This is a genomic window from Streptomyces caniscabiei (assembly GCF_014930365.1).
GTDB classification, from domain to species: domain Bacteria; phylum Actinomycetota; class Actinomycetes; order Streptomycetales; family Streptomycetaceae; genus Streptomyces; species Streptomyces caniscabiei.
Genome location: NZ_JABXWI010000011.1, coordinates 42,107 through 67,842, shown reverse-complemented (window position 1 = coordinate 67,842; position 25,736 = coordinate 42,107). Strand labels below are relative to the sequence as shown.

Below are 25,736 nucleotides of genomic sequence, written 5' to 3'. Positions count from 1 at the left end.
CCGCACCTCACCTCTCACGCAAAGGAAGCTCGCCTCATGCTGCGCATCGCCGTCCCCAACAAGGGTTCCCTGTCCGGCCCTGCGGGGGAGATGCTGCATGAGGCGGGCTACCAGCAGCGCCGGGAGTCCAAGGAGCTGCGGATCGTCGACCCGGTCAACGAGGTCGAGTTCTTCTACCTCCGCCCCCGCGACATCGCGATCTACGTCTCCTCCGGCCGTCTCGACATCGGCATCACCGGCCGGGACCTGCTCATCGACTCCGGCGCCAACGCCGAGGAGATCCTCCCCCTCGGCTTCGCCCGCTCCACCTTCCGCTTCGCCTCCAAGCCGGGCACGGCGAACGGCGTCGCGGACCTCAAGGGCAAGACGGTCGCCACCTCCTACGAGGGCATCGTCGCGGGCCACCTCGCGGACAACGGCATCGACGCCTCGGTGGTCCACCTCGACGGCGCCGTCGAGACCGCCATCGAACTGGGCGTCGCCGAGGTCATCGCCGACGTCGTCGAGACCGGCACCTCCCTGCGCAACGCGGGCCTGGAGGTCTTCGGCGAGCCGATCATGAAGTCCGAGGCCGTCGTCATCCGCCGCGTCGGCGCCGACACGGCATCGGATTCCTCGGAGTCCTCGGAGCACGAGGCCAAGGTGCAGCAGTTCCTGCGCCGCCTCCAGGGCGTCCTGGTCGCCCGGACCTACGTGATGATGGACTACGACTGCCGGGTCGAGCAGCTGGAGAAGGCCGTCGCGCTCACCCCCGGCCTGGAGTCCCCGACCGTCTCGCCGCTGCACAACGAGGGCTGGGTCGCCGTCCGGGCGATGGTCCCGGCCAAGGAGGCCCAGCGGATCATGGACGACCTGTACGACATCGGCGCCCGGGCCATCCTGACCACCGCCATCCACGCCTGCCGCCTCTGACGGCCGGGGAGTCGTACGCCATGCCGGACCAGCCCTCCCTCCCCGCCCTGCCCGTCACTTTTCGGCCGGGCCGCACCCGGGCCGTGCTGCTGTCGGCCGCGGGCGCGATCTTCGTGGTCATCACGGTCGTCGCGCTGCTGCTGCCCACGCTCGGCCCCGGGGAGCGCCTCAGCTTCGTCTTCACGGCGGCCATGCTCGCCGGGGTGCTGTGCCTGCTCTCCCGGCCCAAGGTGGTCGCCGACGATTCCGGTGTGACCGTGGTCAACATCACCGCGCGGCGGCAGCTGGGCTGGGCCGAGATCGTGCAGGTGAACCTGCGGGTCGGCGACCCATGGGTCTTCCTCGACCTCACCGACGGCACCAGCCTGCCCGTGCTCGGCATCCAGCCGGGCATCGCCAAGCAGCACGCCATCGAGGACGCCCGCACCCTGAGGGCGCTGGTGGAGGCCCGCTCGGTCGCCGGGCCCGAGCAGCATCAGGGCTGACCCGACCCAAGATCAGGGCCGACCCGATCGAAGATCAGGGCCGACTCGGGGCCGTCGCCCCTGCCGCACCGGCCCCTGTCTTGATTAATCTGTTGGCGGAGGCGTTTTCGTCGCGCCTCCGCCTCTGTCGTTCCACCCCGGAAGGCAGGGGCTCCCTGCTATTCGAGGAGTGACTCCTTCCAGCGATGGACGGATCGTCCTGTAGTACCTGCGCCGCCCCCTCCCGAGATACCGAGGCGGCGGCATGACCATCCCCTTGCTGCTCCTCGGAGCCGCGTTCCTGCTGATCCTCGCCAACGGCTTCTTCGTGGCCGCCGAGTTCGGCCTCGTCACGGTCGAGCGACCGGAGGCCGAGAAGGCCGCAGCCGAGGGCGACCGCCGCGCCCACAAGGTGGTGGGCGCGCTCAAGGAGCTGTCCTTCCAGCTCTCCGGCACCCAGCTCGGCATCACCATCACCTCCCTCGTCGTCGGCATGCTCGCCGAACCGGCGCTCGCGGAGATACTCCACGGCCCCTTCACCGCCATCGGCATACCCGAAGGCGCCGTGTCGGGGGTGTCCGTGGTCGTCGGCATGCTGCTGGCCTCCGCCGTGCAGATGGTGATCGGCGAGCTGGTCCCGAAGAACTGGGCGGTGTCGAAGCCCATGCAGGTAGCCCGCTTCGTCGCGGGCCCCCAGCACGTCTTCTCCCGCCTCTTCCGCCCGGTCATCGCCGCCCTCAACGCGGTCGCCAACCGCCTGGTCCGCGCCTTCGGCGTCGAGCCCACCGACGAGCTGGCCTCTGCCCGCACCCCGGGCGAACTGGTCTCCCTCGCCCGGCACTCGGCCCAGGCCGGCGCCCTGGAGCAGGACACGGCCGACCTCTTCGTCCGCACGCTCTCCCTGGGCGACCTGACCGCGGAGAACGTGATGACACCCCGCGTCAAGGTCAGCGCCCTGCAGTCCTCGGCCACCGCCGAGGACGTGGTCAACCTGACCCGCGCCACCGGCCTCTCCCGCTTTCCCGTCTACCGGGAGCGGATCGACGAGATCGTCGGCATGGTCCACCTCAAGGACGCCCTCGCGATCCCCGCCCACGACCGGCTGCACACCCCGGTCGGCCGTATCGCGAAGGCCCCGCTGCTCGTCCCGGAGTCGCTTCCGGTGCAGCCGCTCCTGGCCCGGCTGCGCAGCGAGCAGCCCATCGCCGTCGTGGTCGACGAGTACGGCGGTACGGCAGGCGTGGTGACCCTGGAGGACATCGTCGAGGAACTGGTCGGCGAGGTGCGCGACGAGCACGACAGGCACGAGCGCCCCGAACTCGCCGCCGCCCCGCCCGAGGACGGCCGCCTCGCCTGGGACGCCGACGGCAGCTGCCGGGTCGATGTGCTCCAGCGCATAGGCCTCGACGTCCCGGAGGGCCCGTACGAGACGGTCGCCGGCCTCGTCGCCGACCTGCTCGGCCGTATTCCGGCCCCCGGCGACCGCGCCGAGCTGCCCGGCTGGCGGCTGGCGGTGCGCCAGGTCGGCCACTACCGCGCCGAGCGCGTACGCCTCGTCCGCACCACTCCCGTCACGGAGACCACCCCCGTCACCCGAGCGGTCCGCGCCACGGGGCCCACCCCCGTCACGGGCCCCGCCTCGGCCGTGGAGGCAACCCGATGAGCGTGCTCCAACTCCTCTTCGCCCTGCTCCTCGTGCTCGCCAACGGCTTCTTCGTCGGCGCCGAGTTCGCGCTGGTCTCGGTCCGCCGCAGCCAGATCGAACCGCTGGGGACGACCAGGGCCCGCCAGGTCCTCTACGGCCTGGAGAACCTGCCGCAGATGATGGCGGCGGCCCAGTTCGGCATCACCGTCTGCTCGCTCACCCTGGGCGCGGTCGCCGAGCCGACCGTGGCCAAGCTGCTGGAGCCGCTCTTCGAGGCAATCCACCTGCCGCACGGCATGATCCACCCGCTGGGCTACGTCATCGCGCTCGCCGTGGTGGTCTTCCTCCACCTCGTCATCGGGGAGATGCTGCCGAAGAACCTCGCGATGGCGGCGCCGGAGAAGACGGCGCTGTGGCTGAGCCCGGCGCTGGTGGCCTTCGCGCGGCTGTGCAAGCCGGTCACGATCGGTCTCGGCGCCTGCGCCCGCGTGGTCCTGCGGCTCTTCCACGTCGAACCCAAGGACGAGGTCGAGGCCGTCTTCACCAGCGTCCAGCTGGGCCGCCTGGTCGAGGACTCCGGTCAGGCCGGGCTGCTCGACCCCGAGGAGCAGGAGCGCCTGGAGGACGCGCTGGAGCTGGGCTCCCGCCCGGTGACGGACGTCCTGCTCAAGCGCGACACCCTGGTGACGGTGGGCCCTTCGGTGACCCCCGCGCAGGTGGTGGCGCTGACGGCCCGCACGGGATACTCCCGCTTCCCGGTGGTGGCCGAGACCGGCGCCTTCATGGGCCGCTACCTCCACGTCAAGGACGTCCTCGACCTGGAGGACTCCGACCGCGCCGTCCCCCAGCAGATCTGGCGCCCCATGACCACCCTCCGCGCGGAGCTGCCGCTGGACGACGCGCTGACCGTCATGCGGCGGGCCGCCACCCATCTGGCCCAGGTCGCGGACGCCTCCGGCAAGGTGCTGGGCCTCGCGGCCCTGGAGGACGTCCTGGAACTCCTGGTGGGCGAGGTCCGAGACCCGGCCCACCGCGAGCCCCGGCCGGTCCGGCTGACGGAACCGAGGGGCGCCGAATCCCCGAAGGAGGCCCTGGCAAGCTGAAGGGGCCGCGCGCCGCCTTCGACCCTTGGCCAAAAACTCGGGGCTCCGCCCCGGACCCCGTTCCCGCAGTTCTCCGCGCCCCCGAAAGGGGCGCGGGGAACTGCGCGAGAAGCCCCACCGGACCCGCGGCTGGGGGTCGAAGGGGCGCAGCCCCTTCAGGATGGGACGGGTAGGGGCGGCGGGGGCGAGAAAACCTCACATGGCCGAAGGCTCCCCCGGCCCCCGCCCCGACAAGACCTCCCCGTACGCCTGCATCAAATCCGGCAACCGAAGCGTCGACAGATCGTCCCGCGTCGGAATCGACGGATACCCCGACAACCGCAGATCCCGATACGCACAGCTCTTCTCGTACAACGTCCGCAGGAACCGCCCGTTCCCGAGCTCGTCGATCCACCCCTGGTCCACCACATGCCCGGAGACGGACCGCAACTCGTCCAGCGCCTCCTCGTCCCACACGTCCCCGTTCTCCGCCGCGAGCACCTCCCCGATGGAGGTCAGCTCCAGCGGCCGGTACGAGGGAAAGTCCACCCGCGTCGTGAACCGGGACGACAGCCCGGGGTTCGCGGCCAGCAGCCGGTCCATCCCCTCCGGATAGCCGGCCAGGATCACGACCAGATGATCCCGGTTGTCCTCGGCCCGCTTCAGCAGCACCTGAAGCGCCTCGTCCCCGTACGCGTCCCCCTTGCCGTACCCGGAGTTCGACAGGGAGTACGCCTCGTCCACGAACAGCACACCGCCGATCGCGGAGTCGATCAGCTCGTTGGCCTTCACGGCGGTCTGCCCGAGGTACTCGCCCACGAGATCCGCGCGCTGCGCCTCGACGAGGTGATCGCCGCCCAGCAGCCCGAGCGCGTAGAAGACACGGCCCAGTATTCGCGCCACGGTCGTCTTCCCGGTCCCCGACGGCCCGGAGAAGACGAAGTGCCGCTTGGGCGGCTGCACGGGCAGCCCCTGCCCGGCCCGCAACCGTGCCATGTTCAGCTGCGCGGACAACGCCTTGACCTGCCGCTTCACCGGTTCGAGCCCGACCATCCGCTCCAGCTCCGCCAGCGCCTCCTCCAGCAGCTCCGGATCCGTCGGCCCCGCCGGCAGGGACAGCGGCTCCACCGGCACCACGGACTTCTCCCGGACGAAGACGTCGCCGGCCTCGGGAGGCAGCCCGCCCGACGGCGGCCCGGGATCGGAGACCTTGAGGTCCCGGCCGTCGGCGTCGAAGAACGGCTCCAGGCCGTCGCCGTCGAGCACGTCCTGCCCGATCCCGGCGAGCGCGATCGCGGCGAAGTCGCTCGCGTCGTCGTCGTACCCGTCCCCCTCGGCGATCGCGGCCAGCCGCGCGGAGGTGTCCATGAAGGCGGGGTCGACCCGGTGCACGGCCCGGTACAGCGGCAGCGCGGCCGCGCTGCGCCCCGTGCCCTCGTGGGCGCGGGCCAGCCAGTACCGCAGCTCCTTGCGCTGCGGCTGCTCGCTGCGGCAGCGCATCAGCGCGGCGGACAGCAGCGGCTCGGCCTGCCCGTACGTCTCCAGCCGGACCCGGGCCATCCCGCCGAACAGGCCGGCCTCGATCCCGAGCAGGGGATCGTCGAGCAGCGGATCGGTGTGCCGGACCAGCTGCTCCCAGTCCTTGACCAGATAGGCGCGGCAGGCGTGCAGGAACCGCACCTGGTGGTCGGCGTCGACCGGCGGCAGCCCCGCGAGCGCCCGGTCCAGCTCGGGCACATGGCGCCCGTCCAGCCAGTGCGAGGCGTGCGCGAGGAGCAGATCACGCGGGCTCTCCAGCACCGGCTGCACCCACCAGCCCAGCCAGTACCAGGAGTTGAGCGTCCGGCGGTGCCGGGAGCGCTGCTCCCCGAAGCGCTCCCTGTGCCGGAACATCCTCAGCAGCGCGGTCGTCGTGTCCACCCGCAGCGCGTGCAGCCCGAGCCAGCCGTCGGCCATCCCCGGATCCATCCGCACCGCGGCGCGGAACTCCTCCTCCGCCTGCGGATAGGCGCCCATCGTGTAGGCGTCCACGCCTCGCAGCCAGGCGAGGTCGGCCGGGGCCTCGGGGCCCCGCGAGCCGAAGTCCATCACGTCCCCCACAAACCGTGCCCCCGCTGGAAACCGAACGGGCCGGTGCCCGTCGGCAGCCTTCGTCGAACCGCTGTGCCGCGGACGGGAGTTGTGCCGGTGTGCTGCTGCAGCCGTCCGAAGGTCGCACCCTGGGCATCGTACCTGCGGGTCCCTCGCCCTTCGAAGGGTGCCGCAGCCCTCGTCCCACGAGGTGGGAGCAGACGGGGCGCATTGCGGACGGTGACCGAGCGTGAAGGAATGGTGTCCCAGGAGTTCCGGAAAGCCGCGAAAAAGGCAGAACGAAGCCCCCGATCACGGGGGAACAATCGGGGGCTTCGCGTATTCGGGCGGTATCGAATGACCGCACATTCAGAACGTAAGACCTGTACGGCCCCCCGGTCAAGCCGAGTTGGAGCACTCGGGCAACTTCTCGGACGGGCGTCTTCACAAGTTCAGCACATTGCGGATGGGTCGTCACCCTGAGTGAGGTGAGGTGCCGATCCGGGAGTCGTCGCAGGTCCCGCCAGCACCTCGTACCCCCTGTTTCCCGGCCGAATCAGCAGATCGGCGAACGGCCGAGATGGATCCTCGGCGAAATGCCGACGCTCCGCCCTGACCCACCCGCCCCAGAACGCGCTCTGCTCCGCCCCGTCCCGCGCCTGCCCCCGCGCCCAGGCATCCTCCCGCGCCATGTCCATCCACACCAGCAGCGCCAGATGCGGCCGCAACGCACGCCGGCCCGCGCCCACCCCCTCGACGACGACCACGGGCGCGCTCGGCAGCCCCCGCGCGGGACCGAAGCGGCGCTCGCGCCAGTCGTACGGGGCATAGCGCGCGCTCCGCCCGTCGCGCAGCGGTTCGATCACCTGCTCCAGCAGGCGGTCCGTCCACGCGAACAGCTCCTCGTGCGTGGCGATGTCGTCCAGGTGCAGGACGGGGGCACCGCCGAGCGCGTCGGCCAGCCGCCCGGCGAAGGTGCTCTTCCCGGAACCGGCGTGCCCGTCGACCCCCACCAGCCGGACCGGCCCGCAGGAGGGCGGCAGCCGCCGCAGCCGGGCGACGAGCTGGTCGAGGGCGGGGTCCTCGGGAGCGGGGGAGAGGTGCATACGGGGATTGAACACCGTGCGCGCGGCCTCGGGATACGCCACTGGTGTCGACCAATATTGGCGGGCGTGGCGCGGTGCGAGGTGCTGGCAGAAGTCGTTCCCCGGCGTCCATAGTGGGCGAACAGCCGTGCGTCTGAACCGTTTCTTCCGGACCACTGGGGGTCACCCGCAGATGACGAGCCTCTCCGAGCCGTCCCGCAGGACCGTCCTGACCGCAGCCGTCGCCACCGCCGCCGCGGCGGCCGCAGGAGCGACGAGCCAGGCGGTCGCGGACACCAAGAGCGGCCGGGGCGCAGCCCCCGCCCGCCCCGCACGAGCACCGGAACGCTCCACCGACCACCGCGCCTGGACCTCGTACACCGACTGGTGCTCGGGCAGTGCCCGGGGCACCGTGGCGAAGGCGGGGACGCGGCCGGGGCTGGTGATCGGCGCCCCGCTCGGTACCGCCGACTACACCGACCCGCACACCGGGCGCACGGCCGCCTGGGAGTACGCGACCTGGACCTCCCCGGTCCACCCGCTCACGGTGCCCGCCACCGAGGCCGTCGCCTCCTGGAACGCGCACACCCCCGACGGCACCTGGATCGGGATCGAGCTCCAGGGCACGTACTCCGACGGCACCGACACGCCCTGGTACGTGCTCGGCCGGTGGGCGGCCGGTGACCGGGACATCAGACGCACCTCCGTCGACGGACAGAAGGACGGCAGGAGCAGCGTCTGGACGGACACCTTCGCGATCGACGACCCGGCGACCGGCCTGCGCCTGGCCTCGTACCGGCTGCGCCTGACCCTGTACCGCACGCCCGGCACCCGGCTCACCCCCACGGTCTGGCGGCTCGGCGCCATGGGCTCCGACGTCCCCGACCGCTTCACCGTCCCCGCCTCGACCCCGGGGATCGCGCGGGAGCTGAACGTCCCGCGCTACTCGCAGGAGACGCACAAGGGCCAGTACCCCGAGTACGACAACGGCGGCGAGGCCTGGTGCAGCCCCACCTCCTCGCAGATGGTCATAGAGTTCTGGGGCCGGAAGCCCACCGCCGCCGACCTGGCCTGGGTCGACCCGGCGTTCGCGGACCCGCAGGTGTGCCACGCGGCGCGGTTCACCTTCGACTACCAGTACGAGGGCTGCGGCAACTGGCCCTTCAACGCCGCGTACGCCGCCACCTACCAGGACATGCAGGGCGTGGTGACCCGGCTGGGCTCGCTCACCGACCTGGAGACGCTGATCGCGGCGGGCATCCCGGTGATCACCTCCCAGTCGTTCCTCGCGGAGGAGCTGACGGGCGCGGGGTACGGCACCTCCGGGCACCTGATGACGGTGATCGGCTTCACCGCCGACGGCGACGTCATCGCCAACGACCCGAACTCCCCGACCAACGAGGCGGTGCGCCGGGTCTACCGCCGGCGCGAGTGGGAGAACATCTGGTTGCGCACCAAGCGGTACAACGCCTCCGGCAAGGTCGTCTCCGGCACCGGCGGCGTCTGCTACCTGTACTTCCCGGCGCGGCCCACGGCCCGCCAGCGCGCGGCGCTCGCTGCGGTGGGCATCCGCTGACACGGCCGACCGTGCGGTGCGGCCCCCGGGCGACCGGGGGCCGCACCGACGTGTGACCAAGGTCTCGGCCGCGAACCGCCCAAGCGGTGGCAAGGTGGACGCGGCGGTGGGGGGAGCCCACCGCTTACCGATCACACCAGCGAGCTGCCATGACCGCGACCTCCGCCACCGCCACCCGCGTCCGGACCCGCACGGGCGGGCCCGAGGACGACGGCCCGAAGATCGTCGAGCACGTGATGGGCTGGACCCTGGTCGTGGTCGTCGCGATGCTGGTGGCCCAGCTGGGTCTGCTGTGACCTGAGCCGCCGGTCGATTCTGTCGATCAGAGTCGAACAAGCTGGTGGTGAGCGTCTGCGATACTGCGGTTGTCCCGCTGGCAGTTGGAGACCAGGACCGAAATTGAATAGCAGTCAACAGCGTGGAGTCGAGCCGCCGCGGGCTCGTGGCACCGACCGTTCGCTGGCGCGCCGCGCCGAACTCATCTCCATCGGGCGCAAGTTGTTCGCCGACACCTCGTACGACACGTTGTCGATGGACGACATCGCGCGACAGGCGCACGTGGCCAAGGGACTGATCTACTACTACTTCAAGTCCAAGCGCGGCTACTACCTCGCGATCGTCGAGGACTCGGTGGCCGACCTGATCACCTTCGCGGCGAGCGGACTCCAACTGCCGCCCGTGGAGCGGGTCCACCGGACCATAGACTGCTATCTGCGGTACGCGGAGGACAACCAGGCCGCCTACCGCACGATCGTCAGCGGCGGGGTCGGATTCGACACCCAGGTGCACGCCATCCGGGACGGCGTCCGCGAGGCGATCGTCGCCACCATCGCCGAGGGCGCCTACGGCAGGACCGACATCGAACCGGTCGCCCGCATGGGCCTGTTCGGCTGGGTGTGCGCGGTCGAGGGCGCCACCCTCGACTGGATCGACCGCCCGGAACTGCCCCGCGAAACCATGCGCGACCTGCTCGTCAAGATGCTGGGCGGCTCGCTGCGCGCCATCGAGGAACTCGCCCCGGCGTATCTCGCGCCGGAGCCCGCCCGCCGGGACATCTGAGCGCCCGCACGGCCCGTGCCACCCGGGAACGCGCCCGGGGTGGGGGTCCGCCGACCGACCCCCACCCCGAGTCCCCCGTCGCGGCGGTTACTTGATCGCCTTGATCAGCTCACCGTCGGCCGTGTCGCCGCTCAGCTCCCAGAAGAAGGTGCCGCCGAGGCCCTGGGCGTGCTGGTACGCCATCTTCCCCCTGATGGTGCGCGGGGTGTCGTAACTCCACCAGTCGTCACCGCACTTGGCGTACGCGGTGCCACCGACGATCCCGTTCGCCGGGCACTTCTCCTTGAGCACCTTGTAGTCCTCGTAGCCCGCCTCGTACGTACCCGCCGCCGGGCCGGTCGCCGTGCCGCCGGGCGCCGACTGCGTGACGCCGGTCCAGCCGCGGCCGTAGAAGCCGATGCCGAGCAGCAGCTTGGAGGACGGGATGCCGAGGCTCTTCAGCTTCTGGATGGTGGCGGCGGTGTTGAAGTGCGGGTCGGCGATGCCCGGGTACGGGTACAGCGGCGAGTGCGGGGCGGTGGTCGCGTCCCAGGAGCCGAAGTAGTCGTAGGTCATCGGGTTGTACCAGTCGACGTACTTGGCCGCGCCCGCGTAGTCCGCCGCGTCGATCTTGCCGCCGGGCTTGGCGTCGGCCGTGATGGCCGCGGTGACCAGCTCCTTCTTGCCGAATCGTTTGCGCAGTGCGGCCATCAGGTCCTCGAAGGCCTCGCCGCCACTGGTGTCGCAGGTCAGGCCGCAGGCGTTGGGGTACTCCCAGTCGATGTCGATGCCGTCGAAGACCTCCTTCCACCGGGAGTTCTCCACGAGGTCGTAGCAGGAGTTCGCGAAGGCCTCAGGATCCTTCGCTGCCTCGCCGAAGCCGCCGGACCAGGTCCAGCCGCCGAACGACCAGACGATCTTGAGCTTCGGGTGCAGCTTCTTCAGCTTGAGCAGCTGGTTGAAGTTTCCGCTCAGCGGCTGGTCCGCGGTGTCCGCGACGCCGTCCACGGACTCCTCGGCGGTGAAGGGCTTGTCGGTGTCCGCCCAGGAGTCGCCGAGGGCGCACTTGCCGTCGACGACGTTCCCGAAGGCGTAGTTGATGTGCGTGAGCTTCTTCGCCGAGCCGGACGTCTCGATGTTCTTGACGTAGTACTTGCGGTCGTAGATGCCCCAGTCGATGAAGTAGCCGACGACCTTGGACGGTGCCGCGCCGGGAGCGCGCTGCGGGGAGCCGGGCTGTGCGGAGGCGGGCTGCGCGGAGGTGGCGGTCGCGGTGCCCGCTCCGGCGAGGAGCCCGCCGCCGAGGGCGGCGCAACACGTGGCGGCGACAAGCGTCCTGACGGGGACGCGGGGGCTGTGCGGTCTGAGCATCGTGACTCCGGGGGAGGGGAGCTGGGCGACGGATGGTGCTGCCTGGACCTGCTGTGCCGGGGGGTGTGGACGCGGTGTCGCGTCGATGGGGGAGAACGTAGAGGACTAGACCATTGTGGTCAATGGTTCGGACCAATTCCGGCTAGAGCGCGGCGGTCTTCGAATGTGTCCTAATGAACGGTCGTTAACTGGTGACTCGCTGCTCCGGATCGGGCATACTCCAAGCGCCACCGCCGCTGATCAGCGGCTTCCGTGATCCGGAGGAGGACCATCGGCCGTGGCACGTGAGACCCGGCGGCACCACCTCATCCCCGGTGCGTGTCCGCCGCAGTGCCCGACAGGGAGGAGAGCGTCGCCATGCCCGACCGCGCCGCGCAGCCGGTGGACCGTCAACTGCCCACGGAAGAGGCCCGGGATCTGATCTCGCTCGTCCGTGAGATCGCACAGCGGGAGATCGCCCCGCACGCGGCCGAGGAGGAGGACGCCGGCCGCTTCCCCCGCGAACTCTTCGGCCTGCTCTCCGGGTCGGGACTGCTCGGCCTGCCGTACGACGCGGAACACGGCGGCGGCGACCAGCCCTACGAGGTCTATCTCCAGGCGCTGGAAGAGCTGGCCATGGCCCGGCTCACCGTCGGCCTCGGGGTCAGTGTCCATACCCTCGCCTGCCACGCCCTCGCCAACTACGGCACCAAGGAGCAGCAGGTCGAGCACCTGCCGGCGATGCTCGGCGGCCGTCTGCTCGGCGCGTACTGCCTCTCCGAGCCCTCCTCCGGCTCGGACGCCGCGTCCCTGCGGACCAAGGCCGTGCGCGACGGTGACGACTGGGTCCTCACCGGCACCAAGGCCTGGATCACCCACGGCGGCATCGCGGACTTCTACACGGTCATGGCCCGCACGGGCGGCGAGGGCTCCGGCTCCCGGGGCATCACGGCCTTCCTGGTGCCGGGCGACGCCGAGGGGCTCAGCGCCGCGGCGCCCGAGAAGAAGATGGGCATGAAGGGCTCACCCACCGCGCAGCTCCACTTCGACGGGGTGCGCGTCGCCGACAGCCGGCGGATCGGCGAGGAAGGCCAGGGTTTCGCCATCGCCCTGTCCGCGCTCGACTCCGGGCGGCTCGGCATCGCGGCCTGCGCGATCGGCGTGGCCCAGGCGGCACTGGACGAAGCGGTCGCCTACGCCACCGGGCGGCAGCAGTTCGGTCGGCCGATCTCCGACTTCCAGGGACTGCGCTTCATGCTCGCGGACATGGCGACGCAGGTGGAGGCGGGCCGCGCGCTCTACCTCTCCGCCGCCCGGCTGCGGGACGCGGGCAGGCCGTTCTCCAAGCAGGCGGCCATGGCGAAGCTGCTGTGCACCGACGCCGCGATGAAGGTCACCACGGACGCCGTCCAGATCCTCGGCGGGTACGGCTACACCGCGGACTTCCCCGCCGAGCGATACATGCGCGAGGCCAAGGTGCTCCAGATCGTCGAGGGCACCAATCAGATCCAGCGGATGGTCATCGCCCGCCACCTCGCGGGGCCCGAGTCACGCTGAACGAACCACGGAAGAAGTCGGGCGCCGCGAAGGGTCCGCGGGGGTGCCGAACTGGTCGAGGCCGCTCGGCGGCGTCGCCAGTCGCACCCACTCCGGATCGTGACGCCCCGGCAGAGTGCGGCCCCGGTCGGCCCATGTACGCATCAACGCCCGGTAGATGGGCGGGTCCTGCTGCTGGGCCGACCCTTGCGGAAGCGATTCTGCCGAAGCCGGCACGTAGATGTGACGCCGACTCCCGGTCACCGAAAAAGTAGGGGTCATACCGGGCCAACGCGCACGAGGGCGAGCCGGTCACCGTTCTCGGGAATCGTGTCTGAGTTCGCGCCCGAACCGAACGGGGCAGGACGGACCTGCCCGCCGGGGCACGGACGTGGTGGGCCCGACCGGGCCCGGAATCAGGCGGCCTGGCGCTGATCGGCCTGGCGCGGCTCGGGCTGCTGACGCCGCATCACCGGCACGCGCATCGGGCGCGAGCCCGGGCCGCCGACGTGCGAGAAGGGCTGGGTCCGCCAGTCGAGGCCCTGAGGGAGCGTCAGCAGAAGCGCGGTCTCCTGCTCCTGCGGCTCCACGGACTCGTCCGCCGAGCGGGCCTCGCTAGCCGAACGGCCGGTGCCGGCGCAGGCCGTGAGCCCGAACGGGTTCCACGGCGACAGGACGCGCGCGTGCTCGGGCAGGCTGTCCTCCTCGGACAGCAGCGCGATGGGCTGAGCGCAGTCCGGGCAGATCACCCGGTACATCTCGAAGGTGTCGTACGCGTCGAACTCGTCGTCCGGTTCGACGCCCTCCGGCTCGGGCTCGACGACCGCCTGGAGCCGCTTGGGTGCGGTACGACCAGGGCGCTTAAGACTCTGCATGGGATTCTCCCCCTCGGGCTGGGCCGTGACGGCACTGCGGCCTCGACCACAGCAAGCACTTCCCGTCCCGTCTCGGAGGTAATCACGAGATCATCACGAAGCCTGTTCGGGTGCTGTGGTCTTCGTCACATGCCGCTCGCAGGTGCCCCACATGGTCCGGCTGTCACCCGTATGGCTCACAGTCGGCTCTCAGGCACATCACGAACCGGGCATGACCTGCGCCGCTCAGGTACCGGAGGAGATCAACCGCCCTGTAGGTTCTTGCGCCATGGAGGAGCTGGACCGACAGATCGTGCAGCTGCTCGTCGCGGACGGGCGGATGAGCTACACCGACCTGGGCAAGGCCACGGGCCTGTCCACGTCGGCGGTGCATCAGCGTGTGCGCCGACTCGAGCAGCGTGGCGTCATCCGGGGCTACGCCGCGGTCGTCGACCCGGAGGCCGTCGGGCTGCCGATGACCGCGTTCATCTCGGTCAAACCGTTCGACCCCAGCGCCCCCGACGACATCGCCGAACGCCTCGCGGGCGTACCGGAGATCGAGGCCTGCCACAGCGTCGCCGGCGACGAGAACTACATCCTCAAGGTCCGTGTGGCGACCCCGCACGAACTGGAGGAACTGCTGGCGAGGCTCCGGTCCCTGGCCGGCGTCTCGACGCGGACGACGGTCGTCCTGTCCACGCCGTACGAGGCGAGGCCCCCGAGGATCTGAGCGGCGCGGTGCGGGCGGCGGAAGGCCGTCGGCCGTTCACCACTGTGGGCAATCGTTCCGCAGGGCGATGGGGGCACCTCCCGCTCGAGCGAAGCCGAGAGCGGGGGAGGGTGGGCACAGCCGACAGCGCCGGGTACCCGGAAACCGCGGCCCACGTGCATCGCGGCACCTCGCACACGCGAGACTGTCCCCATGAGTGATCGCGCCGCCCCGTCGAAGACCGTCCTGCTCCGCGGTGGAGAAGTCCACAGCCCCGCCGACCCGTTCGCCACCGCGATGGTCGTGGAGCACGGCCAGGTCGCCTGGGTCGGCTCCGAGGGTGCCGCCGACGCCTTCGCGGCCGGCGTCGACGAGGTGGTCGACCTCGAAGGTGCCCTGGTCACCCCGGCCTTCACCGACGCCCATGTGCACACCACCGCCACCGGCCTCGCGCTCACCGGGCTCGACCTCTCCGCCGCCCCCTCCCTGGAGGCCGCGCTCGTTCTCGTACGGGAATTCGCTGCCGCCCGCCCCTCCGACCGCGTCCTCCTCGGCCACGGCTGGGACGCCGCCCGCTGGCCCGGGGGCCGCCCCCCGACCCGCGCCGAACTCGACGAGGCCACCGGCGGCCGCCCGCTCTACCTGAGCCGGATCGACGTCCACTCCGCGGTCGTCACCACCGCCCTGCTGGACCTGGTCCCGGGCGTCGGTGCCGTCGAGGACGGCCCGCTCACCCGCGACGCCCACCACGCCGTACGCGCCACCGCCCTCGGCGCCATCACCCCCGCCCAGCGCACCGAGGCCCAGCGCGCCGCCCTCGCCCACGCCGCCTCGCTCGGCATCGGCTCGGTCCACGAGTGCGCGGGCCCCGAGATCTCCTCCGAGGCCGACTTCACCGATCTGCTGCGGCTCTCCGCCGAGGAGCCCGGCCCGCGCGTGGTCGGCTACTGGGCGGAGCGCGACGTCGAGAAGGCGCGCGCCCTCGGCGCGGTCGGTGCCGCCGGGGACCTCTTCGTCGACGGCGCCCTCGGCTCGCACACCGCGTGCCTGCACGAGCCGTACGCCGACGCCGCCCACACCGGCACGACCTACCTGGACGCCGACGCCGTCGCCGCCCATGTGGTCGCCTGTACCGAGGCGGGTCTCCAGGCGGGCTTCCACGCCATCGGGGACGCCGCGGTGGCCTCCGTGGTGGAAGGCGTGCGCGCGGCGGCCGAGAAGGTCGGCCCGGCCCGGGTGAAGGCGGCCCGGCATCGCGTCGAGCACGCCGAGATGCTCACCCCGGACACCGTCGCCGCCTTCGCCGAACTCGGTCTCACCGCCTCCGTCCAGCCCGCGTTCGACGCGCTGTGGGGCGGGGAGGAGGGCATGTACGCCCAGCGGCTGGGCGTCGACCGTGCCCGCACCCTGAACCCGTTCGCGGCCCTGCTGCGCGCCGGTGTGCCCCTGGCTTTCGGTTCCGACAGCCCGGTCACGGCCCTCGACCCCTGGGGCACCGTCCGCGCGGCCGCGTTCCACCGCACGCCGGAGCACCGGATCTCCGTGCGCGCCGCGTTCACGGCGCACACACGGGGCGGCTGGCGGGCGATCGGACGCGACGACGCGGGCGTCCTCGTCCCGGGCGCCCCCGCGGACTACGCGGTGTGGCGCACCGGCGAACTCGTCGTCCAGGCCCCCGACGACCGCGTCGCCCGCTGGTCCACCGACCCCCGTTCCGGCACCCCCGGCCTGCCCGACCTGAGCCCCGGCTCCGACCTGCCCGTCTGTCTGCGGACCGTGGTGGCCGGGCGCACGGTCTTCGTACGGCCGGGCGAGTGATCTCCCGGGACGGCAGGAAGCCGATCATGGCCCGCCGGCGCGCCGCGCGACCTGCGGATCCTCCCCGCCGACCAGGTATTTGAGGATATCGCCGCAGGTCAGGCGGCGGTTGACAGTTGACGGCAGGGGGCGGGTAGGTTCTGCCGGGTCCACCACCGGACGTCCGACCGGGGAACTTCCGCGCGGTCGTCGAAGCGCCGCTGGGTCAGGGGCGGTGTGCCGCACCGGCGCACCACCGCTGGGAGCCAGGCCCAGGGTTCGCGCTCCGGCGAGGGAACGTTCCGGCCCGGTCGGGTAGGTGCGACCCGGGTGGGGCCCGGACGCTCAGTAGACAACGGCTTTCGGTCGACCCGCAGCCAGCGGGCCCCAGGTCGGCCCGAAGGGCGTCGGGCCCCCATCCGCAGTGGTCTCCCCGCTCCGCTGCCCGGTGCCGGGGCGGGCGAGATCTTCCAAGGCCGCGCACAGGCTACGCAGAGCGCGCTCCCGCACACCCCCTGTTGAATCGGCACCCCTCTGGACACCGGTCGACACTCCATCGCAGGCCGTGGCCACTATGGTGGTCCCCTGCGTACGGAGGACTTGAAGGGGCAGCAGTGAACGACGGCGACGGGACCCTCGCGGCTCAAGGCCAGGAGAGGCGGTTCGGCCCGCTCGGCACTGCCTTGGTGATCATCCCGACCTACAACGAGGCGGAGAACATCAAGGCGATCGTGGGCCGGGTGCGCAAGGCCGTTCCCGACGCGCACGTCCTGGTGGCCGACGACAACAGCCCCGACGGCACCGGCAAGCTCGCCGACGAGCTGGCCGTCGAGGACGAACAGGTCCAGGTGCTGCACCGCAAGGGCAAGGAAGGACTCGGCGCGGCCTATCTCGCGGGTTTCCGCTGGGGCATGGAGAACGGCTACGGCGTCCTCATCGAGATGGACGCCGACGGCTCCCACCAGCCCGAGGAACTGCCCCGGCTGCTCACCGCGCTCAAGGGCGCCGACCTCGTCCTCGGCTCCCGCTGGGTGCCGGGCGGGCGCGTGGTGAACTGGCCCAAGTCCCGCGAGTTCATCTCCCGCGGCGGCAGCCTCTACTCCCGAGTGCTGCTCGACGTCCCCGTCCGTGACGTCACCGGCGGCTACCGGGCGTTCCGCCGCGAGACCCTCGAAGGGCTGGGCCTCGACGAGGTCGCCTCCCAGGGGTACTGCTTCCAGGTCGACCTCGCCCGCCGCGCGATCAAGGCGGGCTACCACGTCGTCGAGGTGCCCATCACCTTCGTGGAGCGCGAGCTGGGCGACTCCAAGATGAGCCGGGACATCCTCGTCGAGGCGCTGTGGCGGGTCACGGCGTGGGGTGTGGGGGAGCGGGTCGGCAAGGTCCTGGGGCGGGACGACAAGCTGGGACGGAACGACGGGGCGCCGGGACCGGACGACAAGAAGGTCTGATCATCCCCTTATCCCGTGCTGAGCCCGGGCCAGGCACACTGGGAGCATGACGACTGGCGTTCCGTCCTCGACCCACCCTGCCCGGCCCCGGCGTTCCCGGCTGCGCACGTTTCTGCCGCTGGGTGTCGCCGCGTGGCTGGTGCTGGAGATCTGGCTGCTCACGGTGGTCGCGGGCGCGGCCGGCGGGTTCGCGGTCTTCCTGCTGCTCGTCGCCGGGTTCGTCGGCGGCTCGGCGGTGGTCAAGCGAGCCGGGCGGCGGGCGTTCCGGGCACTGTCCGAGACGCTGCAACAGCAGCAGGGCGGGGCGTTCGAGGCCGAGGCCGGGTCCGGATCCGGGTCGGGCTCCGGGAAGAGCGAGGGCAACGGCTTCCTGATGCTGGGGGGTCTGCTGCTGATGCTGCCGGGGCTGGTCTCGGACGTGGTGGGGCTGGTGCTGCTGATTCCGCCGGTGCAGAAGGCGTTGGGGCGGTATACGGAGCGGACCTTCGAGCGGAAGATCCGTGAGGCCGGGGCGGGGAGTTTCGGGGACGCGTTTCAGCAGGCGCGTATGCATCGGCCCGACGGGAAGGTCGTGCAGGGTGAGGTGATCAGGGACGACGCGCCGTCGGCCGGGCCCTATCCGCCGCTGGACCGCTGACGGGTTTTCTCGCCCCCGCCGCCCCTACCCGTCCCTTCCTCCAGGGGCTGCGCCCCTTCGACCCCCAGGCGTCCGTTCGGTGGGGGCTGGTCGCGCAGTTCCCCGCGCCCCTGAAAAAGCAGGGGCTGCGCCCCGTGCTTTTTCGGCCCGAAAGGCCGTAGGCCTTCAGGGGCGCGGGGAACTGCGCGACCAGCCCTCACTCACCCGCACCCGACCACGCATGACAAAGACCGCGGGCGCCGTACATGTTCGTACGGCGCCCGCGGTCATCGGTTGCGCTGTGTTGTCCGCCCGGCCCCCGGAGGGGCTACGCGGACTTGCGGCTGTCTCGCGGATGTACCGCGATGTTCATCGCGCCGGAGCGGAGAACCGCCAGGCGCTCTTCGAGGACCTCTTCGAGTTCCTCACGGGTGCGCCGCTCCATCAGCATGTCCCAATGCGTACGCGCGGGCTTGGCCTTCTTTTCCTCAGGGCCGTCGCCGTCCACGAGGAGTGCCTGGGCCCCGCAGACCTTGCACTCCCACTCCGGCGGAATCTCCGCCTCGACCGAGAAGGGCATCTCGAAGCGGTGCCCCTTCTCGCATGCGTACTCCACGGCCTGGCGCGGAGCCAAGTCGATGCCGCGGTCCGTCTCGTAGCTGGTCACCACGAGGCGCGTGCCGCGAAGAGCTCGCTCACTCATGAATCGTGCCTCCCGGGCTTGTCGCCCACAGGACAGGTGTCGCTGTCGTCGTCATCCGGTCAACGTCCGGTCGGCGGTAAAGATTCCCGTTCCGTGTCCCGTTCCGGGTCATGCGTCGCCAGTCGTAGCCGCCCTTGTTGTACCCACCCGCGCCCGGTTTGTCACATCTGACAGCAGATGTCACCCAGCGTTTCGGCATCTTTGACGCGCAGTAACGGTACGCCTGGCAGGCCAAACGCGTACACTACAGCCCTTTCGCTTCCGGCGCTAAATCCTGTCCGGCACCGGGTTGCCCGCGTCGCCGATCGCCCGGCGCACCGGAACCCTCGCGAGCAGGGCGAATCCCAGGACGAAGAAGGCCACCAGCGAGATGATCGCGTCCCGATAACTTCCGGTCAGCTGGTAGGTCACGCCGAACAGCAGCGGGCCCAGCCAGCTCATGCCGCGGTCGCTCATCTCGTACGCGGCGAAGTACTCCGCCTCCTTTCCGGGCGGGACGAGGTGGGAGAAGAGGGAGCGGGACAGGGCCTGGCTGCCGCCGAGGACCAGGCCGATGCCCGAGGCGAGGACGAAGAACCACAGCGGGGCGCTCGCCGGGAGGAAGTAGCCGGCGGTGAGGATCAGTGTCCAGGCGACCAGGGAGCCGAGGATCGTGCGCTTGGCGCCGTAGCGGCGGGAGAGACGGCCCATGCCGAGGGCGCCGCCCACCGCCAGGACCTGCACCAGCAGAACCGCCACGATGAGCGTGGACTGCTCCAGGTCGAGTTCCTCGGAGCCGTACACCGAGGCCTGGGAGATCACCGTCTGGATGCCGTCGTTGTAGACGAGGTAGGCGAGGAGGAAGCTCAGGGTCAGCGGGTGGCGCCGCATGTCACGGACGGTGGCGGCGAGTTGACGCAGCCCCGGGGACGTCGCCCCCTCCGCGCCCGCGGACTCGCCGGCCGGGCGGCGCCGGTCGCGCAGGCGCTTGAGTGGGATCAGGGTGAAGGCGCCCCACCACAGGCCCGCCGAGGCCAGACAGATGCGGACGGCCATGCCCTCGGAGATGCCGAAGGAGTCGTGGGCGGTGAAGAGGATCAGGTTCGCGACCAGGACCAGGGAGCCGGCCGCGTAGCCGAAGGCCCAGCCGCGGGAGGAGACGGCGTCGCGTTCCTCGGGCGGGGCGATCTGGGGCAGGTAGGAGTTGTAGAGCATCATCGCGACGGACTGCGCCGCGTTCGCGACGACCAGCAGGACGCCGCCGAGCAGATAGCGGTCGCCGTCCAGGAAGAACATGCCCGCGGTCGCGGTGGCGCCGACGTAGGCGGTCGCGGCCAGCAGGGGCTTCTTGCGGCCCGTGCGGTCGGCGGCCGCGCCCACCAGCGGCATGATCACCACGGCGACGATCACCGACAGGGACACCGAGTACGCGAAGAAGGAACCGGCGCGGACCGGTATGCCCAGCGGATGGACGTAGCCGTCCGGGTCGGCGGCGGACTTGGCGACCTCGGTCAGATAGGGACCGAGGAACACGGTCAGGACGCTGGTCGAGTAGACGGAGCAGGCCCAGTCGTAGAAGTACCAGCCGCGCTGTTCGCGCCGTCTGCCCGCGGCGTCGTCGGCCGCGTCCGTCCGCACGGTGTCGGTGCCCACCCGTGCCCCTCGCTTCCCCGTGAACGGGCCGCGCGAGGAGGTCAGACCCAGGTACCCCGGTCCTCCAGCACCTCGCGCAGCGTGTCGATGTGATCGGTCATGATGCCATCGACGCCCAGGTCCAGGAGGCGGTGCATGCGTTGCGGTTCGTTCACGGTCCAGACGTGCACCTGGAGCCCGCGCGCGTGGGCCGCGCGCACGAACCGGTGGTCGACCACGGGCACCCCGGCGTGCGACTCGGGCACCTGTGCGGCGACCGCCGAGCGGCGGACCGTGGCGGGGGCGCCCCACGACCGCAGCCGCAGCCCCAGCACACCGCTCGTGCCGTACGAGGTGGCCAGGCGCGGACCGGCGAGCCGCCGTGCGCGGGCCACCCGGGACTCGGAGAAGGAACCGACGCAGACCCGGTCCCAGGACTCGGTCCGGGCGATCAGATTGAGCAGCGGGTGCAGCGCGGGCTCCGCCTTGACGTCGATGTTCCAGCGGACGTCGGGGAACTCTTCGAGCAGCTCCTCGAAGAGGGGGACGGGCTCGACGCCCGCCACGCGCGCGTGGCTGATCTCCTTCCACATCAGGTCGGCTATCCGGCCCGCGCCGTCGGTCATCCGGTCCAGGGTCGCGTCGTGGAAGGCGACGAGCCTGCCGTCGCGCGAGGCGTGGACGTCGGTCTCGATGTAGCGGTAGCCCGACTCCACCGCCCGCCGGAACTGGGCCATGGTGTTCTCCAGGCCGTCGGCAGCCCCGCCCCGGTGGGCGAAGGCGATCGGGCCCGGATGGTCGAGGTAGGGGTGGCGTACGAGGGCGGTCACCCGGGCAGTATGGCTCGCTTCGATGGACCGGTGGTGGCAACGACCGTGCTGCCGGATGCCGAGGGCACGGCGAACACCCGCAGGAAGAACTGGGCGAGCGGGCCGATGCAGAGGGCGTAGAGCAGGGTGCCCGGCCCGACCGTGCCGCCGAGGGCGAAGCCGGTCGCCAGCACCGCCACCTCCACGGCCGTCCGCATCAGCCTCAGTGAGCGGCCGGTACGCCGGTGCAGCCCCGTCATCAGGCCGTCGCGCGGGCCCGGGCCGAAGCGGGCCGCGATGTAGAGGCCGGTCGCCGCGCCGTTCAGCACGATCCCGGCGGCCAGCAGGGGGATCCGTACGGCCATGGTGTGCGCCTCCGGCACCAGGGCCAGAGTGGCGTCCATCGCGATGCCCACCACGAAGACGTTGGAGACCGTGCCGAGGCCCGGTCGCTGGCGGAGCGGGATCCACAGGAGCAGCACCACCGCGCCCACGACGATCGACACCACCCCGATGGTCAGCCCGGTCAGCTCGGCCAGGCCCTGGTGCAGCACGTTCCACGGCTCCAGGCCGAGGCCCGAGCGTACGAGGAGCGCGGAGCTGGCGCCGTACAGCGCGAGCCCGGTGTAGAGCTGGACCAGTCGGCGGCCCGTGTGCGTCTGTGGCTCGTGCTGCGGCTCGTGCTGTGCGGGCAAGATGTCCCCCTGGTGGTGCCGGTGGCCTGACGCATGACACTCTGTGGCTTGGAGAGAGATGGCATCCATGGCCAATTCGCGGAAGGTGGACTGGAATCATGGCGCAGTGGACTTCGGCGGTCGGCGCGGCGCAGCTCGCGCGGCTGCTCACCTCGCAGCAGGAGCGTCCCGCCGGCCCCGGCACCCGCCGCCCGCCCGCCTACCGCGCGCTCGCCGACGGGATCCGTCTGCTGGTGCTGGAGGGCCGCGTGCCCGTCGCCGCCCGGCTGCCCGCCGAGCGGGAGCTGGCGCTCTCCCTCTCCGTGAGCCGTACGACCGTCGCGGCGGCCTACGAGGCGCTGCGCACCGAGGGGTTCCTGGAGTCCCGGCGGGGAGCGGGCAGTTGGACGGCCGTCCCGGCGGGGAAGCCGTTGCCCGCGCGTGGTCTGGAGCCGCTGCCGCCCGAGGCGCTCGGTTCGATGATCGACCTGGGCTGCGCCGCCCTGCCCGCGCCCGAGCCGTGGCTCACCCGGGCCGTGCGGGGCGCGTTGGAGGAACTGCCGCCCTACGCCCACACGCACGGCGACTACCCGGCCGGACTGCCCGCCCTGCGCTCCATGCTCGCCGACCGGTACACGGCGCGCGGCATCCCGACGATGCCCGAGCAGATCATGGTGACCACCGGCGCGATGGGCGCCATGGACGCCATCTGCCATCTCTTCGCGGGGCGCGGTGAGCGGATCGCGGTGGAGTCGCCGTCGTACGCCAACATCCTCCAGCTGATGCGGGAGGCGGGGGCGCGGCTGGTGCCGGTCGCCATGGCGGACGGGCTCGCCGGGTGGGACATGGACCGGTGGCGGCAGGTGCTGCGGGACGCGGCGCCCCGACTGGCGTATGTCGTCGCCGACTTCCACAACCCGACCGGGGCGCTCGCGGACGAGGACCGGCGGCGCGGGCTCGTCGACGCGGCCCGGGGCGCCGGGACGGTGCTCGTCGCCGACGAGACGATGAGCGAGCTGTGGCTCGACGACGACGTGGAGATGCCGCGGCCCGTCTGCGCGTTCGATCCGGCGGGGTCGACGGTGATCACGGTCGGGTCGGCCAGCAAGGCGTTCTGGGCGGGGATGCGGATCGGGTGGGTGCGGGCGGCGCCGGATGTGATCCGGAGTCTGGTCGCGGCCCGGGCGTACGCGGACCTGGGGACGCCGGTGTTGGAGCAGCTCGCCGTGAACTGGCTGATGAGCACGGGGGGTTGGGCGCAGGCCGTGGGGGTGCGGCGGGAGCAGGCCCGGGAGAACCGGGACGCCCTGGTGGCCGCGGTGCGGCGGGAGTTGCCGGACTGGGAGTTCTCGGAGCCCCGGGGCGGGCTGACGCTGTGGGTGCGCACCGGGGGGCTGTCGGGGTCGCGGCTCGCCGAGGTGGGTGAGCGGGTGGGGGTCCGGGTGCCGTCCGGGCCCCGGTTCGGGGTGGACGGGGCCTTCGAGGGGTATGTGCGGCTGCCGTTCACGGTGGGCGGAGCGGTGGCCGAGGAGGCGGCGGCGCGGTTGGCGGCGGCGGCCCGGTTGGTGCGGGACGGGGCGCCCGGCGGGGGCGAGGGGCCGCGGACGTTCGTGGCGTGAGGGCGGGTGAGTGGTGTGCGGCGGCGGTCGCCGGGCCCCGGCGCTCGCCGGGTGCCGCCGCGCGCCCACCCGTGCCGCCCGCACGACTGACCGCGGGGGGTCTCACGTCTCCGCCGGGGCCGCTTTCGTGAACGTGTCCGGTGAGGGTGTGTGGGGCGGGAGCAGGTCGAGCACCGCCTGGCGGTGGGGCTCCGGGGTGGTGTCGTCGTAGGGGTCCGGGGTGGTGGGGACCTGGAGGCGAAGCGCGGGGGCCGGGCCCAGGCGGGCGTAGCCGCGGCCCGGGGGCATGTCCGGGGTCGGCGTGGTGGGGGGCGCGGCGCCGAGCACCGTCTCCACCTGCTCGGGGGAGGCGGGGCCGAGGACGACACGCGCGCGCGTGTGCTGACGTACGGCGTCCGTGAGGGAGTCCAGGTGGTCGAACTGTTCGGTGATCACGACGGCGACGTCGACCGCGCGGCCGTGTCTGAGGGGGATCTGGAGGAGGGACTGCGGGTCGGGCCGGCCCTCCGCCGCGGCGAGGTGGGAGAGCACGCTCGGGCGGTCGAGGAGGAGCCAGAGGGGCCGGCGGATGTCGTCCGGCGGTGGCTGGCCCGCCTGGCGGGCGCGGTTCTGCGCGATCAGCCGGCGCTCCGTCTCCTGGGACGCCCATTCCAGGCTCGCCAGGGCGCCGGAGAGCCCGCTCTCCACCGCGAGCACCCCGTCGCGGCCGGTCAGGCACGCGTACTCGCCGCTGCCGCCGCCCTCGACGATGACGACGTCACCGTGCTGGAGCGCCTGGAGGGCGATCGAGCGGAGCAGGGTCGTGGTGCCGCTGCCGGGCTCGCCGACGGCCAGCAGATGCGGTTCGGTGGACCGGACGCCGGTGCGCCAGACGACCGGCGGCACATCCCGCTGCTCCTCCCCGGAGGAGAGGGGGAGGGTGCGCTGGACCTGGGTCTCGTCGGTGAAGCCGAGGACCGTCTCGCCCGGTGCCGTCACGAAGCGCTGGGCGGTGATGTCGGTGGCGAGCGGGGGGAGGACGGCGACGGTGAGCTCGTTGCCCTCCTCGTCCCAGCTGAAGCGGTACTCGCGGCCGCGGCCCGCCTTGGTGTGCAGCAGCTGCTCGACGCGCCCGCGGGACTCCGCCTCGCCGTCCGTGAAGTACGCCGGGTAGCGGATCAGCAGATGGCAGACGCGGCCGGTGCCGTCGAACGCGTAGGTGGGGAAGGCCTTGTCCCAGGCGCCGCCGTGCGCGTAGAGCGGCTCGGGGTCCTCGGCGGCCGAGAAGTAGGGGACCAGGGCCTCGTAGAGGGACCGCAGGCGCTGGGTCTGCGATTCGTCGGGGCCGGCCGGCTCGGCGACGGCGCCCTCGCGGCCCGCCCAGGCTGCCGCCGCCATCAGGGCGATGACGGCGAGCAGCGGGCCGTACGGCACCAGGGTCACGACCAGGACGATCGAGGCCGCCAGGAAGAGCAGCGACCCGCGACGGTCCTTCGGGGTCTCTGCCCATCTGCGGCGCCCGGCGGCGACCAGCCGGCGCAGTCCACGCGTGATCGTGATCAGTGGGTGGAGGACGTCGGTGGCGCCGTCGGCCGCGGTCCGGGCCAGCTCCCGGCTCCTGGCGAGGTGCGCGCCACCGGTGCTCAGAATGCGGGGGAGGGGGACCCGGGCCACGGCTGTCTCCTGAGGGTGCGTGCGGATGGGGGCGGGGTCAGAACTTGATCCCGCCGAGGAGGCTCGCGAGGCTCTCGCCGCCCGCTGTGATGCTCGGGGCGATGCCCGTGCTGGCGAGGTAGAAGCCGAAGAGCGTCACGACGATGCAGTGCGACGCCTTCAGGCCGTCCTTGCGGAAGAACAGGAAGACGATGACGCCGAGCAGGACGACGCCTGAGATGTTCAGGATCATTTGGGCTCTCCTGGTTGATGGGGACAGTCACCATGAGTTCTTCCAGGGTCACAGGATGTATCCATACGATAAAAGGTGCATACGGGTGAAATTCCGAAGATTTCGCCCCGATGGTCGAATCAAGGCTCGGCCGTCCGAGCTGGGCTGTTGCGCGCGACGGGACTCGGTGTGATCTTTGCCTCGGCTCCGTCCACTGATGTGCGCGTCGAGCCAGTACCCTGACGATTCACCCGTTCGGCTCGAAGTGTGT

23 protein-coding genes are annotated in these 25,736 nt (G+C 71.7%); 13 read left to right on the top strand and 10 right to left on the bottom strand.

Annotated elements, in window-relative coordinates; all coding sequences use genetic code 11:
- The first annotated feature begins 36 nt into the window (after window positions 1–36).
- From hisG to HW837_RS28690, 4 genes are all read left to right on the top strand, one after another.
- Window positions 37–912: an ATP phosphoribosyltransferase gene (hisG, locus tag HW837_RS28705; protein ID WP_193380495.1), complete on the top strand. Its 876-nt coding sequence runs from the start codon at window positions 37–39 to the stop codon at window positions 910–912.
- Window positions 913–932: 20 nt separating this feature from the next.
- Complete coding sequence (locus tag HW837_RS28700) at window positions 933–1,397, top strand: PH domain-containing protein (protein WP_045557286.1); 465 nt, start codon at window positions 933–935, stop codon at window positions 1,395–1,397.
- Between the two features lie 244 nt (window positions 1,398–1,641).
- On the top strand, window positions 1,642–3,039 hold the full coding sequence (locus tag HW837_RS28695; protein ID WP_045557287.1) for a hemolysin family protein: 1,398 nt from the start codon (window positions 1,642–1,644) through the stop codon (window positions 3,037–3,039).
- Complete coding sequence (locus tag HW837_RS28690) at window positions 3,036–4,124, top strand: hemolysin family protein (protein ID WP_045557288.1); 1,089 nt, start codon at window positions 3,036–3,038, stop codon at window positions 4,122–4,124. The genes HW837_RS28695 and HW837_RS28690 overlap by 4 nt, the downstream gene beginning before the upstream one ends.
- A 195-nt stretch (window positions 4,125–4,319) precedes the next feature.
- Here HW837_RS28690 and HW837_RS28685 read toward each other — a convergent pair whose 3' ends face one another.
- Together HW837_RS28685 and HW837_RS28680 are read right to left on the bottom strand one after the other, a co-directional pair.
- On the bottom strand, window positions 4,320–6,191 hold the full coding sequence (locus tag HW837_RS28685) for an AAA family ATPase (protein WP_045557289.1): 1,872 nt from the start codon (window positions 6,189–6,191) through the stop codon (window positions 4,320–4,322).
- A 434-nt stretch (window positions 6,192–6,625) separates the two neighbouring features.
- Window positions 6,626–7,279 carry a uridine kinase family protein gene (locus HW837_RS28680; protein ID WP_193380496.1) on the bottom strand — a complete coding sequence of 218 codons (654 nt, stop codon included), beginning with the start codon at window positions 7,277–7,279 and terminating at the stop codon, window positions 6,626–6,628.
- A 172-nt stretch (window positions 7,280–7,451) separates the two neighbouring features.
- Here HW837_RS28680 and HW837_RS28675 point away from each other — a divergent pair, with 172 nt between their 5' ends.
- From HW837_RS28675 to HW837_RS28665, 3 genes are all read left to right on the top strand, one after another.
- A complete protein-coding gene (locus tag HW837_RS28675; RefSeq protein WP_193380497.1) occupies window positions 7,452–8,834 on the top strand; it encodes a peptidase C39 family protein in 1,383 nt (460 codons plus the stop codon).
- Between the two features lie 149 nt (window positions 8,835–8,983).
- Window positions 8,984–9,130 carry an SCO1431 family membrane protein gene (locus HW837_RS28670; RefSeq protein WP_107073705.1) on the top strand — a complete coding sequence of 49 codons (147 nt, stop codon included), beginning with the start codon at window positions 8,984–8,986 and terminating at the stop codon, window positions 9,128–9,130.
- A gap of 103 nt (window positions 9,131–9,233) precedes the next feature.
- The gene (locus tag HW837_RS28665; protein WP_177261789.1) at window positions 9,234–9,893 is read left to right on the top strand and encodes a TetR/AcrR family transcriptional regulator; all 660 of its coding nucleotides are present in this window, start codon (window positions 9,234–9,236) and stop codon (window positions 9,891–9,893) included.
- Between the two features lie 87 nt (window positions 9,894–9,980).
- Here HW837_RS28665 and HW837_RS28660 read toward each other — a convergent pair whose 3' ends face one another.
- Entirely contained in the window at window positions 9,981–11,243 is a 1,263-nt protein-coding gene (locus HW837_RS28660; RefSeq protein WP_045557292.1) for a glycoside hydrolase family 18 protein, read from the bottom strand.
- Window positions 11,244–11,600: 357 nt separating this feature from the next.
- On the opposite strand from HW837_RS28660, the gene HW837_RS28655 reads away from it, so the two are divergent.
- Entirely contained in the window at window positions 11,601–12,779 is a 1,179-nt protein-coding gene (locus HW837_RS28655) for an acyl-CoA dehydrogenase family protein (RefSeq protein WP_086785468.1), read from the top strand.
- A 395-nt stretch (window positions 12,780–13,174) separates the two neighbouring features.
- Here HW837_RS28655 and HW837_RS28650 read toward each other — a convergent pair whose 3' ends face one another.
- Window positions 13,175–13,633 (bottom strand): hypothetical protein, encoded by a 459-nt coding sequence (locus HW837_RS28650; RefSeq protein ID WP_045557294.1) that lies wholly within the window; start codon window positions 13,631–13,633, stop codon window positions 13,175–13,177.
- A 268-nt stretch (window positions 13,634–13,901) separates the two neighbouring features.
- Here HW837_RS28650 and HW837_RS28645 point away from each other — a divergent pair, with 268 nt between their 5' ends.
- From HW837_RS28645 to fxsA, 4 genes are all read left to right on the top strand, one after another.
- Window positions 13,902–14,342: an Lrp/AsnC family transcriptional regulator gene (locus HW837_RS28645; RefSeq protein ID WP_033532524.1), complete on the top strand. Its 441-nt coding sequence runs from the start codon at window positions 13,902–13,904 to the stop codon at window positions 14,340–14,342.
- Between the two features lie 192 nt (window positions 14,343–14,534).
- Complete coding sequence (locus HW837_RS28640; protein WP_045557295.1) at window positions 14,535–16,139, top strand: amidohydrolase; 1,605 nt, start codon at window positions 14,535–14,537, stop codon at window positions 16,137–16,139.
- A 593-nt stretch (window positions 16,140–16,732) separates the two neighbouring features.
- A complete protein-coding gene (locus HW837_RS28635) occupies window positions 16,733–17,569 on the top strand; it encodes a polyprenol monophosphomannose synthase (protein ID WP_045557296.1) in 837 nt (278 codons plus the stop codon).
- 46 nt (window positions 17,570–17,615) lie between these two features.
- Window positions 17,616–18,206 (top strand): FxsA family membrane protein, encoded by a 591-nt coding sequence (gene fxsA, locus HW837_RS28630; RefSeq protein WP_045557297.1) that lies wholly within the window; start codon window positions 17,616–17,618, stop codon window positions 18,204–18,206.
- Between the two features lie 307 nt (window positions 18,207–18,513).
- On the opposite strand, the gene HW837_RS28625 is transcribed toward fxsA, so the two are convergent.
- The 4 genes from HW837_RS28625 to yczE all read right to left on the bottom strand — a co-directional run bounded on the left by HW837_RS28625 (window position 18,514) and on the right by yczE (window position 22,003).
- Window positions 18,514–18,888 carry an RNA polymerase-binding protein RbpA gene (locus HW837_RS28625; protein ID WP_003977404.1) on the bottom strand — a complete coding sequence of 125 codons (375 nt, stop codon included), beginning with the start codon at window positions 18,886–18,888 and terminating at the stop codon, window positions 18,514–18,516.
- 267 nt (window positions 18,889–19,155) lie between these two features.
- Window positions 19,156–20,520: an MFS transporter gene (locus HW837_RS28620; protein WP_045557298.1), complete on the bottom strand. Its 1,365-nt coding sequence runs from the start codon at window positions 20,518–20,520 to the stop codon at window positions 19,156–19,158.
- 41 nt (window positions 20,521–20,561) lie between these two features.
- Window positions 20,562–21,329, bottom strand: a complete 768-nt coding sequence (locus tag HW837_RS28615) for a glycerophosphodiester phosphodiesterase family protein (protein WP_193380498.1) — start codon at window positions 21,327–21,329, stop codon at window positions 20,562–20,564.
- Window positions 21,326–22,003 carry a membrane protein YczE gene (gene yczE / locus HW837_RS28610; protein WP_237270427.1) on the bottom strand — a complete coding sequence of 226 codons (678 nt, stop codon included), beginning with the start codon at window positions 22,001–22,003 and terminating at the stop codon, window positions 21,326–21,328. Before yczE ends, HW837_RS28615 begins: the two co-directional genes overlap by 4 nt.
- 98 nt (window positions 22,004–22,101) lie before the next feature.
- Between yczE and HW837_RS28605 the strand changes: the two genes are divergently transcribed.
- The gene (locus HW837_RS28605) at window positions 22,102–23,601 is read left to right on the top strand and encodes an SCO1417 family PLP biosynthesis transcription factor (protein WP_093789338.1); all 1,500 of its coding nucleotides are present in this window, start codon (window positions 22,102–22,104) and stop codon (window positions 23,599–23,601) included.
- Between the two features lie 102 nt (window positions 23,602–23,703).
- Here HW837_RS28605 and HW837_RS28600 read toward each other — a convergent pair whose 3' ends face one another.
- A complete protein-coding gene (locus HW837_RS28600; protein ID WP_093789337.1) occupies window positions 23,704–25,254 on the bottom strand; it encodes a hypothetical protein in 1,551 nt (516 codons plus the stop codon).
- Window positions 25,255–25,291: 37 nt separating this feature from the next.
- Window positions 25,292–25,486 (bottom strand): hypothetical protein, encoded by a 195-nt coding sequence (locus tag HW837_RS28595; protein WP_005485586.1) that lies wholly within the window; start codon window positions 25,484–25,486, stop codon window positions 25,292–25,294.
- Window positions 25,487–25,736: the final 250 nt, after the last annotated feature.